Annotated in this window: 15 protein-coding genes; 7 read left to right on the top strand and 8 right to left on the bottom strand. The window is 47.7% G+C overall.

Annotated features, from left to right (window positions below; genetic code table 11):
- Positions 1-41: 41 nt before the first annotated feature.
- From H8L32_RS18130 to H8L32_RS18120, 3 genes are all read left to right on the top strand, one after another.
- Positions 42-560, top strand: coding sequence for a hypothetical protein (locus tag H8L32_RS18130; protein WP_186948665.1), 519 nt, complete (start codon positions 42-44; stop codon positions 558-560).
- Positions 561-1069: 509 nt separating this feature from the next.
- Positions 1070-1882, top strand: a complete 813-nt coding sequence (locus tag H8L32_RS18125; RefSeq protein WP_186948664.1) for an HNH endonuclease — start codon at positions 1070-1072, stop codon at positions 1880-1882.
- 87 nt (positions 1883-1969) lie between these two features.
- Positions 1970-2230: a hypothetical protein gene (locus H8L32_RS18120; protein ID WP_186948663.1), complete on the top strand. Its 261-nt coding sequence runs from the start codon at positions 1970-1972 to the stop codon at positions 2228-2230.
- 363 nt (positions 2231-2593) lie between these two features.
- Here H8L32_RS18120 and H8L32_RS18115 read toward each other — a convergent pair whose 3' ends face one another.
- Genes H8L32_RS18115 through H8L32_RS18100 form a run of 4 tightly spaced genes read right to left on the bottom strand, consistent with a single transcriptional unit; the run spans position 2594 to position 5099 of the window.
- On the bottom strand, positions 2594-3055 hold the full coding sequence (locus tag H8L32_RS18115; protein ID WP_186948662.1) for a DoxX family protein: 462 nt from the start codon (positions 3053-3055) through the stop codon (positions 2594-2596).
- Between the two features lie 54 nt (positions 3056-3109).
- On the bottom strand, positions 3110-3907 hold the full coding sequence (locus H8L32_RS27795) for an HvfC/BufC family peptide modification chaperone (RefSeq protein ID WP_186948661.1): 798 nt from the start codon (positions 3905-3907) through the stop codon (positions 3110-3112).
- A gap of 7 nt (positions 3908-3914) precedes the next feature.
- On the bottom strand, positions 3915-4808 hold the full coding sequence (gene bufB / locus H8L32_RS27790) for an MNIO family bufferin maturase (RefSeq protein WP_186948660.1): 894 nt from the start codon (positions 4806-4808) through the stop codon (positions 3915-3917).
- Between the two features lie 36 nt (positions 4809-4844).
- Positions 4845-5099, bottom strand: coding sequence for a BufA1 family periplasmic bufferin-type metallophore (locus H8L32_RS18100; RefSeq protein ID WP_186948659.1), 255 nt, complete (start codon positions 5097-5099; stop codon positions 4845-4847).
- 217 nt (positions 5100-5316) lie between these two features.
- Between H8L32_RS18100 and H8L32_RS18095 the strand changes: the two genes are divergently transcribed.
- Positions 5317-5592 carry a hypothetical protein gene (locus tag H8L32_RS18095; RefSeq protein WP_186948658.1) on the top strand — a complete coding sequence of 92 codons (276 nt, stop codon included), beginning with the start codon at positions 5317-5319 and terminating at the stop codon, positions 5590-5592.
- A gap of 46 nt (positions 5593-5638) precedes the next feature.
- Positions 5639-5857, top strand: a complete 219-nt coding sequence (locus H8L32_RS18090; RefSeq protein ID WP_186948657.1) for an RNA-binding S4 domain-containing protein — start codon at positions 5639-5641, stop codon at positions 5855-5857.
- Here H8L32_RS18090 and H8L32_RS18085 read toward each other — a convergent pair.
- From H8L32_RS18085 to H8L32_RS18070, 4 genes are all read right to left on the bottom strand, one after another.
- The gene (locus tag H8L32_RS18085; RefSeq protein ID WP_186948656.1) at positions 5845-6303 is read right to left on the bottom strand and encodes a hemerythrin domain-containing protein; all 459 of its coding nucleotides are present in this window, start codon (positions 6301-6303) and stop codon (positions 5845-5847) included. The two genes, H8L32_RS18090 and H8L32_RS18085, sit on opposite strands and share 13 nt — an antisense overlap.
- Positions 6304-6479: 176 nt before the next feature.
- Positions 6480-6680 (bottom strand): YjfB family protein, encoded by a 201-nt coding sequence (locus tag H8L32_RS18080; RefSeq protein ID WP_186948655.1) that lies wholly within the window; start codon positions 6678-6680, stop codon positions 6480-6482.
- A 40-nt stretch (positions 6681-6720) separates the two neighbouring features.
- A complete protein-coding gene (gene mobB / locus H8L32_RS18075; protein WP_186948654.1) occupies positions 6721-7272 on the bottom strand; it encodes a molybdopterin-guanine dinucleotide biosynthesis protein B in 552 nt (183 codons plus the stop codon).
- A gap of 186 nt (positions 7273-7458) precedes the next feature.
- Positions 7459-9054, bottom strand: a complete 1596-nt coding sequence (locus H8L32_RS18070) for a methyl-accepting chemotaxis protein (protein ID WP_186948653.1) — start codon at positions 9052-9054, stop codon at positions 7459-7461.
- Positions 9055-9451: 397 nt separating this feature from the next.
- On the opposite strand from H8L32_RS18070, the gene H8L32_RS18065 reads away from it, so the two are divergent.
- Complete coding sequence (locus tag H8L32_RS18065; protein ID WP_186948652.1) at positions 9452-10852, top strand: MFS transporter; 1401 nt, start codon at positions 9452-9454, stop codon at positions 10850-10852.
- 299 nt (positions 10853-11151) lie between these two features.
- Positions 11152-12237, top strand: a complete 1086-nt coding sequence (locus H8L32_RS18060; RefSeq protein WP_186948651.1) for an ABC transporter substrate-binding protein — start codon at positions 11152-11154, stop codon at positions 12235-12237.
- The last annotated feature ends 47 nt before the right edge of the window (positions 12238-12284 follow it).

The raw sequence follows: 12284 nt of genomic DNA, 5'->3' as shown, positions 1-12284 counted from the left end.
TTAATTACAACTATGTAGTTTTTCATATGAAAGGCACTTTAATGGACTCCATGACCAAAGACTTAGTAGATGCAATCGCAAAATTAGCAATCCCCATAGCGCTAATATGGATAGGCTTTCTTATTACAACACGCATAGAAAAACAAAAAAGTGAACTAGCACGCTCATCAGAATTCAAGGTCAAATGGGCCGACAATTTCTATGACAAATGCCAAGAATTTACGTTTGCCACAGACAGGTATATGTCAATTCTGTTTTTTATTACTGAGCAAGAGAAGGAGTGTGACCGGATAACTGCCCTCAAAAGCGAGCTTACAGACGAGCGCTACAAGCTCAATATGAGTATATCGGAACTTATTCTCGCTATTGATCGAATGAGTCTTTTCGCAATTAAAACTGGGGCTGATGTAAAAAAAAGTGCAGAAAAAATTCCGACGTACTTCGAGAAAATGATGACCACAGGAACCGGCACCTATGACGAACTTATTGCCCTTCAACATATTTTCAATAAGAATGTAAAAGCAGCGCATGCGGAAATGCTTGAAATTGGCCCTATGTAGCATTAAACATTTATTTCCACATGCCAAATACTTTGACATGTGGATCTATTGAATTAGTAAAATAGGTATGCATTTAATCTAGATCGGTTTAGGCTAAACAAATTTTCCAACGATATCGTCTACATTGCTCTTCAAAAATTGAATCTCTGAATTTAGTAGTTACCTCGCCAACCGATGTAACTAGCGCCTCGTTGTAACCATAAACATTTGAAATTCATGCCCATCTATTATCGCCTTACACTTACTCTAGGAGGAGTGTGATTTTTTACTGTGGATCTACTTTAGCGACAAGGCAATGATCTTCATTTCTCCATTCATCTTCGCAAATTTTCAACAATTACTATAACACCATTAAAAACGCCATTATGTTTTTCCTTGATATGTTTTGGCTTTATCAGTCTCTGCACAACTATGGGTTTTGAGCCCAATTGAGATAGCCGGCTATGTATTAACTAGGTCTGCAATTATCTTAATACTCTTAGACAGATAATTATTGAAGGAGTTTTGCTATGCAACAAAAAAAGAACTGGTTTTATGCTGCTGGCATCGTCTGGCCAATTTTAATCGAAGCTGCAAAACATGGTGAAACCGTTACTTACGAAGACGTCGCTCCTTTGATTGATACAAATCCGTTGTCGGTCGGATATGCTTTAAGTCCAATACAGGACTACTGCCTTACGAATCGCCTACCACCATTAACCATACTCGTTGTAGGAAAAAAATCCCACGTGCCTGGTAACGGGTTCATAGCATGGGACATCTCCGACTTGCAGTCTGGCATTCAGTCTGTTTTTAATTTTCAGTGGTCGAGCGTTATAAATCCATACAACGAATTCAGTATAATCGATACCCCTGAATCACTTGCTCTGCAAATATATAACGATCCAAAATGTCGCGAACAGATTTACATCAAAGTCAAAGTGCGTGGGATTGCGCAGAGCATATTTCGAACCGTTTTGCTAAAAGCGTACAACTACCAGTGCGCATTTTGTCAATTTTCTCAAATGGAAGCTTTAGATGCTGCACACATAATTCCATGGGAAAAGGCAAATTCTGACCAAAGAATGGATCCAAAAAATGGTCTTCTTCTTTGCGCTTTGCACCATCGATTGTTTGATTCAGGCCGTATTACTTTAAATGAGTCATTTCAAATCGAATATCACCCTTTAAACAATAATCGGAATTTGTCTGCGACAGACAAATTTCTCACAAGCGATCTCCACGGAAAGTCAGTGAAAATACCAGTACGGAGTGACTTACAACCGTCGGAGAGATATCTCATTGAACGTCGCGCATTTCCAAAATTGGGCAATATTACGTAACTATTTATATCCACGCTCACTGACAACGATAAGGAACCTCCCCATTCGCGCCAACACAAACAAATCTAGTTTGACAAGTTAACCTATATGTTCACACCTGAATTTATCGATCTCTCAAAAAACGAATATGTGCTCCTAGCCAACCACAATCTTGAAAACCAGGACGCAATTAATTTAAGTGTTCAATACAACAAGGCACGCATCGCTTTCGGTGCCAAGCATTTGCCACCTCACATGAAATCATGTCGTATCATTTATGACATCAGGGGGCAGTCGATATCCGATTTGGCAATTAATGAAATTATTCTGGCTCTTGCTGCACTTTGTACGGTGGAGTTCAAACGATAATGGGTATCCAGGTCATTGTAAGAGCCAGGGTAGCTAGCGATATTGAGTCTGCGCTTGGAAACATCGCATTAGAATGCGAAATTTTCTCTATTGACAGTTCAAGCTGGGGAATTTCCATTCCAACGAAACTCATTGACGTCGTTGGCGAAAAAAATGTCAGAGAATTCTTGGGAAAATTCGACCATTTTGATCTCTGGACTGGCGTATGGATTCCGGCAAAACCAAGATGGAAATTCTGGTAGGCACGGTTTATATTCGACACATCAAAACCTTCGCCTACATAAACATCTCGTATAAGCTTACGCGCCCACCCCTCCCACAAACTCAGCGCGATATCGATACTTGCCTACGTCATCAGCAAATTCAATTCCCCCGCTTACCCAACCACTCATCCACAGAAAATTTACCCGGACCAAAACTGACGAGTACCAGCAACAGGATGCCCCAGTAAAAATGGGCGTTGATAGCTGCCGGGCATTCGAGCATGAACAAAGCAGGGTAAGAAATCACAGCCATGGCGTTGACGGCAAACAGGGCAAGTGCTGCTGGGCGGCTGAAGATGCCGACGACCAGCAGCACAGGCAAAATCAACTCGCCCCCTGCCCCCATCCAGGCAGCCAGTTCAGGCGGGATGACGGGGACCATGTATTCTTCCTGGAACAAAGATAGCGTGGCAGACCAGTCAGACACTTTGACCATGCCGGCTTTAAAGAATTGCCAGCCCACATAAATTCTGAGTGCCAGGCATAGAACCGAACCGGCCCAGATATTCAGATTCTGGTCAAAACGGCGGCTTAAAGTATGAACGTATTGCAGGATGTACATTGAGATTCTCCAGTTTTAAACTCCTGCAACTTAGTCAGACCAGCAACCGTATCCTTACAGGCTATCGTCAGAAAATCTGACCCCGGTAAACAAGCCTGCATGAAACCAGGCTTGCAGATTACTGTTGATATCAAAATCACAGTCTGCATTGACGGCTGTTTCCAGTGCTTCGGATAAGCTTGCGCCTGCCTGCAGGGCCTGCAAAGCCAGGTATGCTGGCTGCGGGATATCTGTCAGCTCTACCGACCACAGCGTGCGCGAGATCAGTCCGTGGCTGCTGTGCCGGATCTGTTCAGGAAAGCCAGTCTGTGTTCCCGGTTGATGAGCAAGCCAAATTGCAAATGTCGCCCAGTCTGATGCATGCAGACCAAAAGCCGGATGCAAATCGAAACGGGCTTGCTGCAAATCCTGGCCGGTTTCACCCACCAGTTGCACCAGTGCCGGCAGGCTCAAGATGTCTGCATCTGCCGCGTAGTAAGCGCGATGGATGTGCCATTCCAGCGCAGCCACGTCGGGAAAATAAGGGTAATCGGCTGCATCTGGTGTCTGCCTCAGGAACGCTGGCAGGTGCGCGCCAAAATCATTCAGGTCACCAGATTCAGAAGGAAAACTGCGCCCGAAACTGCGTGCCATTTGCGCAAAATAGTCTTCGCCAACCAGTGCATGCAATACCGGATAGGCGTTGCGCAAGGCGGCGGTCCAGATGGCAGTCAGGTTGCCACGATACAGAGCCAGACGATCATCCTGCGCTGGGTGGGCAGCAAACAGCTTGCCGGCATCCATAGCCGTTTCGGGCTGCAACAAGGCAGTGGCAAATTGCTGCTGTATCTGCGCAAGTGATGATGTACTCATGATGCACTCATGATGCCGCCAGTTCCATGGAATGACGGTAGCGATGCCGTATTTCGCCAGCCTTGGCCGCCTCGTCCAGCAATACCGGCAAGGCAGGGATTGCCGTGTCCCATTCTATCAATACGGGAATATCGGCAGGCAGCAACTGACAGGCCTGTTCATACAAATCCCAGACCGGGCTGCCAACCTGACTGCCATGGTCATCAACCAGGCAGATATCGGTCTGCAAATGTCCCGCCAGATGGATTTCACCGATCGCGCCTGGCGGCAATGTCGCCATGATGCGCAAGGCATCCCGTGCGCTTTCGCCATGATTGGATTGATTCACATACAGGTTATTAATATCCAGCAATACACCGCAGCCGGTGCGACTGACCAGTGCAGCTAAAAATTCAGCCTCGGACATATCGTCGCGGGCAAAACGTACATAGGTCGATACATTCTCTATCAGTATCTGACGCTGCAACAGCATCTGTAGCTGATCAACACGTTCACATACCAGATCGAGCGCGCTTTGCATCAGTGGCAAAGGCAGGAGGTCATTCAGGTGCTGCCCGGCGATGGCGCCCCAGCATAAATGTTCGGACACCAGCCCCGGTTCGATGCGTTCGACCAGGCGCTTGAGTTTATCCATATGGGCTGCGGAAAATCCCTGGGCTGAGCCCAGGCCCAAACCGACACCATGCAGGCTTAGCGGGTAATCACGGCGCAGTGTCTGCAATACATGCAGATCATAGCCGCCGTCACCAAAATAATTTTCTGAATGCACTTCCAGCCAGTCGATGTCTACAGGCGCATTCAGAAAATCACGATAGTGCAGGCTACGTAAACCCACGCCCACCCCTTGCAGGGTGGGCGTGGAATTGGGTATGGCATGTGAACGGGCAATGTCAGTCAACATTATTCCCGCCCGTCAAAAAACCAGCCATCAAGCGCATTAAGATTTAGGTGCGTCCAGTTTGCCGCCCATTTTTTCGCAGGTACCGGATGGTACTTTTTTCCATTCTGCAGGGTCGTTGTCCTTTTTGCCCTGACCAGCGCAAGAGTGAGAACCGGATTTGGTCGCGCAGTCATTTTGACCTGCTTTTGCAATACCAAAGCATTTTTCTGTTTTTACTGGCTCTGCAGCCATTGCTACGCTTGAGCCAAGCAAACCAGCCAGTGCTACTGCAACCATTGCCTTGTTATTCATTGTCTTCTCCTGAAAAAGTAAAACATCCCACAGCGGGAAAAATTAAGAACTACAGCCTGTAGTCGGAGCAGAAACGGCAAACTTACAAAAATCTCTGAAAAAATTTTCATAAAAACAGATCTGCATCACAATATACGGGAAACTGGTTTGTCTGGATTCAAGCCATAGTTCAAATATCGTACTATCTTATTACTTTTTTTCAAGAAAAACTTTCTTTATGTTTAACATCATCGAGCAATTGGGTAGCAGTATTACGGATTTGTCTGAGGAACGTATCAATATCCGCCAATTTTGCCAGCTCTGGCGTACACAAACGGATTTACTCGCAGCCTTGCCACCCCAATTTGCAGAAGTGATGGAAAATTTGCTGGGCAGGATGGAAGCCAGCAGCCTGTTCACTGAAGAAAGCTGCTCCTTTAGCCAGGCGGATCTGACGGCACAACTGCGCATCTGGCTAAAGAAAGCAACAGCGAGACTCAACGCGTCTGCATAAATAGTGTAAGCTGCGCCCCTTTTTACTACCATTCGTAGGAATTATTATGCAAAAACTGAGTTTTAGCCTCGAAGGCGAATATGTAGAGTTGAACCAGTTACTGAAGCTGGTCGGTCTGTGCGAAAGCGGTGGTGCCGGCAAGGCGATTGTTGCCAGTGGTGACGTCAGTGTTGACGGTGAGCAAGAACTGCGCAAGACTGCCAAGATCCGTGCGGGTCAACTGGTCAGCCTTGGCGATATTGAAATCCGGGTTCAGGCGGGTTGAGTCTGTCCCTGCTGATCCGTTTGCTGTTCAGATAGCTGCTCAGTTAGCTGATTGGCTTGCCCTGCGGCCATAAAACGCGCCAGCATATTGTCCATGGTATCGACATGATGTTCAAACCATAATGGCAACTCTTCTGCCAGGCGGGCCGCCAGGTCTGTTTCGCCGAGCGCAACACGACGCCTGACTTCCTGCATGACTTCCAGCACGGCATCATGTTCCTGCCTGTGGCAGCCGACAGGCGGAAAGGCTGTTTCTTCCATCCAGCGGTTTTCTTGCTCGAAATGGGCAATGGAATGCACGATGAGTGCATCCAGCCGGTTCAGGAAGGTATCTGGATTATCTTCGGACAGGGCAGCACATAATTCCACGAATTCTTTGTGTGTCTCGTCCATAGGTTCATAACTGAGGCTGAGGCGGTCGGACCAGCCCCAAGAATTTTGCTCCATGCTTTTTCCTGAAATCAATGTTGGTCAGAATTATCGCCGATCAGCGCCGGGCTTGCTTGCGCCATATCAGCATATCCACCAAAGACCCGCCAAAAACAAAGCGCGCCTATGGCGCGCCTCTTGATTCAAACACATCCGACAAAAAAACTAATTACCTAAGCCTGATTACTCCAGCTTCATGCAGTCGTGTTGATGTTGCGACCCAGATTGGGTGGCAAGTTGGCAACAGACTTGTTGTCAGGCACCGCTTCGATCAGCGCAGTTGCACTTTCGGCAGTAATGTCATTTGCTTTTTTCAATACGGCAATACTCACCGCCTGGCTTGTACCGACATCCGCCAGCGTTGTTGCCAAATTAGCTATACCAGTTACATCCATGACAATTCTCCTTATCTGTCTACATACAGTAACGACAGCTTTAGAGGGATTCTTTAGGGCCGCTTGCGTTTTTTTTCAATAAACTGTTCTGCATCGCAGCAAGCAACCACTCCAGCACCTGTTGGGGCTGGTTCAAATCCAGCCATGCCAGCCCTGCCCGCAGATTGGTTGGTGCCGGAATATCGGACGCTACCGCCAGAATACAGGCATCATGCGGATAGATGGCTGGTTTGCCAAGCGTGGGGCGATGCACTTCCAGCTTGGGGATAGCTTCCCATTTATACCCTTCCACCAGGGTCAGATCGGCTGGCGACATGCGCAGCAACAAATCACTGAGCGGCGGCTCAGCTTCTTCGCGCAGCTCGCGTGTGATGACATAACGGTATGGCGAAGCCAGCAATACTTCGGCGGCACCGGCCAGACGCAGCCTGGCACTGTCCTTGTGGGGTGGTTCAATGATGATGTCGTGATGGCTATGCTTGACGATATTGATCTGTTTGCCAGCCGCTGACAATTCCTTTACCAGATATTCCAGCAAGCTGGTCTTGCCACTGCCCGACCAGCCTATGACACCAAGTATCTGCCCCACCATATGTACTACGCTCCGTTTGTCTGTGTATTTATTGATGAAATGAGTGAAATCAGCAAAAACTGATCTTTTCGGGCGAGTTCATCCGGCAGGCCAGGCCCGCCTGTTTTCGCCCAAACCGCCAATATACTGCATTGCTCATCGACAGACTCTGCGCGGTTCAAGCCCGGCGACAGTTTACCTGTTTCCTTATGCTGCTCTTCTGGTCAGGGAGGATGCATGGTGAACAGAAGAAGCACTGATCTTGAAGGTACTCATGGTGCTGGAAAGCGCGCTGGCCTGATCATTCAGTGACTGGGTTGCCGCCGCAGCTTCTTCAACCAGAGCCACATTCTGTTGCGTTACTTCATCCATTTGTACAATGGCAATATTGACCTGATGAATACCTTCAGCCTGTTCCTGACTTGCATTCGAAATTTCATTCACAATTTCAGACACCCGCCTGACGCTGGATACAAGCTCACCAATCGTGCTACCAGCCTGTTCGACCAATTTGGCACCTGCATCAACCCTGGACACCGTGCTGTCAATCAGGCTTTTTATTTCCCTGGCTGCTGATGCTGATCGCTGGGCCAGATTGCGCACCTCTGAAGCGACGACGGCAAAGCCCCTGCCCTGTTCGCCGGCACGCGCAGCCTCAACCGCTGCATTCAGAGAAAGAATATTGGTCTGAAAGGCGATGCCATCAATCACACTGATGATCTCTACAATCTTGCCGGACGCCGTGTTGATATCATTCATGGTACTCATGACCTGTTCCATTACCTCACCACCACGGGCAGCAACCTGCACGGAACTTTCCACAAATTTTTTGGCATCTTTGGAATTGGCTGCATTATTTGCCACCACGCTGGTCAGTTCTTCCATGGAAGCCGAAGTCTCCTCCAGGGAGCTTGCCTGGCTTTCAGTTCTTGACGATAAATCCATATTTCCAGCAGCAATTTCTTGCGAGCTCACATGAATCGATTCTGCAACGATCCTGACCTGGCCTACCGTCCTGGATAAATCCTTGCGCATGCTCTCTATGGCGGCAATCAACTGGCCAATTTCATTATTGCTGTCTACTTTTATGTCGGCAGTCAGATCCCCTTTGGCTACCTGATCAAGCAATTGAACTGCATGATTCAGGGGTTTCAGGATGATTTTCTTGGTAGCAAGATGTACGGCGACGGCAATCAGCAAGGCGGCAATCATCGCCAGCACACAGACTTTCACGGTCGTTTGATATTCAAGTTCACGCGCTTCCATGATGGATTGAACCTGCTTGTCTGCATTCGATTGAAACTTTTCCAGCAACGATGAAAACTCTGCGCCTTGTGAAGTTAATTTATCTTTATTGATGGCACTGTAATTGTCGTAATCCTGTTTCTCCAGGGTTTTGCAGGCATCTTCGATTGATTTGATCAATCGCCCACCAGCCTTCAGCAAGTCTGCTTTCAGCGTGGCATCTTCATTCTGATAAGCGGGCAGATTTTCAAAATTCTTCAACATCGTTTCTGCCTTCGACAAAGAATTTTTTGCTCCTTTTATTGCAGCGTCTTTATCCGTGCCCGCATCATTCTCTTTGGCCGATGCATACACCCGTGTCATTGCAGAACGAGCTCTGGTGGTGTCCTTGTAAGAATCATTGATCATGATGATGCGCTGAGAAATTTCATGGACCAATGCAGTCGAAAAGTTCGACTGTTTAACGACATACATGCCTATCACGCCCTGGGAAAGAATGATTGCGACAAGCACGAGCAGGATACTGTTCAAACTAAAATTGACAGAGAGATTTTTCATGGGATTCATTCTTAAAAAATTTCAATAGTGACTTTCAAATAGTTACTTTTAACATAGCAAATATTTCTCCAAAGCAGGAGTTTTATACAAAATCTAACATTTCATGCAGGACGAAAATACCCCAAATCAAAGTGCTTTTTCATCAACCGCACAGGCGACCGAAGAAAAACAGGCGGCCAACCCTGCCTTTGGCTGAATCCAAAAAGAGACAATATATCCAGCAAAGCAGAGTAAATACCCACGGGTATCACTACCCGGAAATTGAATTTACATCAAAACAACGTTGTACGACATCATATAACAATGTATAGTTTTCCAATTTGTATTTGGGCTTTGGCATGGCTTGCCACGCAAAGCACAGGCTTAGCGCCGTTAATTTTTTGCAACTGGAAACCGTATGACTGCATTGAAGTCCTCATCATCACCGCTCTCACCATCAGGCAGCAATAATTCAGGCAGTAACAATACCGGCAACGCCACAGGTGTACGCTGGAGTATCTTGCTGATACTGTTCATCGTCACCACGATCAATTATGCTGACCGCGCCTCCATTTCTATTGCCGGCCCGGAATTAAGCAAGACACTTGGTCTGTCATCGGTAGAGATGGGCTATATCTTCTCTGCATTTGCCTGGTCTTATGTCCTGGCGCAAATACCCGGCGGCTGGTTGCTTGACCGGTTTGGCTCGAAGATAACCTACTTCTTCAGTATCTTTCTCTGGTCATTTTTTACGCTGCTGATGGGAACGGTTGGTTTTCTTTCCGGGGCAGCGGCGATCACATTACTGTTTGCTCTGCGCTTGCTGGTAGGGGCGGCAGAAGCACCTTCTTTTCCAGGTAATAGCCGCATCACTTCTGCCTGGTTCCCTGTCAGCGAACGTGGACTGGCGGCAGCGATTTTTAATTCAGCGCAGTATTTTGCCACCGTTATTTTTGCTCCCTTCATGGGATGGGTCGTGCATAACTGGGGTTGGCAAAGCGTGTTTTACGTCATGGGTGTGTTGGGCATAATCATGGCGGTCATCTGGCTGTTCACTATTTATGATCCAAAAAATCATCCAAGAATCAATGCCGAAGAGCTGAACTATATCAATGCGGGCGGCGCCCTGGTTGATCTGGAAATCGTTCACCAGGCACCGGAAGCAAACCGCATCGATACCTTTTCCATCATCAAACAATTACTGTCCAACCGCATGCTGTTAGGTGTGTACATTGGTCAATACTGCATTAATACCCTGACCTATTTCTTCCTGACCTGGTTCCCGGTTTACCTCGTTAAAGAACGACATATGACCATCCTCAAAGCGGGCTTCGTGGCGGCCATACCAGCCATCGCCGGTTTTGCTGGCGGCATGCTGGGTGGCTTCATTTCTGACCGTATGATCAAATCCGGCGTGTCACTTTCCATATCAAGAAAAACTCCTATCGTCATAGGTTTGCTCTTGTCCACATGCATGATTTTGTGTAACTTCATTTCTACCGATGAACTGGTGATCGCAGTCATGTCCCTGGCATTCTTTGGTAAAGGGATAGGCGCACTTGGCTGGGCCGTCGTATCCGACACATCACCCAAAGAAGCTGGCGGTTTGAGTGGTGCTCTGTTCAATACGTTTGGCAATGTCGCCGGCATCACGACACCGATCGTGATTGGATACATTCTCCAGGCCACAGGTTCATTCTCGGGTGCGCTGGTTTTCGTGGCAGCCAATGCGGCCGTCGCCATCTTTTGCTACCTGGTCATCGTTGGGGATATCAAGCGCGTCACATTTAACGATACTGCAAAAGGAAACGCAGCCTGATCTTTCAATGAACAAAACCTGTCTTCATGCCGGGATTCAGCCAGATGCTGTTTCCCGGATGCCTTCCATAATCTGATCAAGAATTTATCTCGCACTACCGGCGACGCAAGCCCGGTTTGCTGCTTTCACCCCCTGAAAGAGGTATAACTATATTACCTGAGGATATAACCAAAATGGTGCATCGTCATTGGGTCGTAACATTTTCATGACAAACTTGTTGCATTGCAATAAACAACAGGTTATCCAGGATGATTTCTTTCCTCAGACAATGCATCATTTGCGTTTGCTTACTTTCGGGCATGTTTTCGGGCATTTTTAGCGCGCCAGCTCTGGCTCAGGGCAATATGATCATTGTCGGCCAGGCCATTGACCTGTCCGGGCCCAATGGCAGCATAGGCCGCGATTATGTCGCCGGCATCACTACCTATTTTGACAGTATCAATGTTACTGGTGGTGTAGGCGGACGCCGTATCAAATATCTGGTACGTGATGATCAGGGTGTACCGGCACAGTCGGCACAGGCAGTTACCGAACTGATAGAAAAAGACAAGGCAGAATATCTGCTGGGCGGCATAGGGGCAGCAGTCACTGATGCCGTGCTGGCCGCGCCAAAATTTGCACAAAGTGGACAAACCCTGTTTGCACCTTTGGTTGCATCGGTAAAAAATTACAATTCGCGCGTATTGTTCTGGCGCCCCAGCCCTGAACAGGAGATGCAATACATTTTTTCCTATTTCGATAAACTGGGTATTAAAAGTGTAGGCATCGCGGTGCAGGAATCAGCACTGAATCAGGACATGTACCAATATGTGGTTGCCGAACTGCGCAAACGCAATATGCTCATGAGTGGCATCGTCCACATCAGTGGTACGGCTGCAGATATGGCCAGGGAATCCGCCGTACTGGCAAAAACCAATCCTGGCATCGTGATTGCCATTTCCGATACCCTGGGTACCGGCATTTTCCTGAAAGAGTTCAGGAAGTATGCCCCACGTACTTTTGTCGCCGGTATGTCGCTGATCAATCTGGACCGTCTGGCAGAAGTGGCTGGACCTACTGCACTTGAATGGACGGTATTTTCCCAGGTAGTGCCAAACCCTCTGAGCAAGAAATCTCCGATACAGATGGACCATAGCAATATGATGAAAAAATTCAGGGATGAAGATTTGTCTTCCCTGACTTTTGAAGGCTTCATGGTTGCCAAGACGCTGGTCAAGGGCATACAAATGGCCAAACCCGGACGTGATGCCGTACAGTCGCTGGCCGTACAAAAAAGCATTATTGACCTGGGCGGCATTACCGTCACGACATCTGATGGTACACATCGCATGTCCAGTTTTGTGGATATGGCCTTGTTCCGCAAAGGTGGCGGCCTGCTGTTTTGAGTCTGACCTTGGCAGCCACACTTGGCAGCCAAAAGAAAAACCTCGCT

It is taken from the genome of Undibacterium hunanense (assembly GCF_014284335.1).
GTDB lineage: Bacteria > Pseudomonadota > Gammaproteobacteria > Burkholderiales > Burkholderiaceae_D > Undibacterium > Undibacterium hunanense.
Note: the sequence above shows the minus strand (reverse complement) of the source record. Positions and strands in the feature narration are given on the sequence as shown.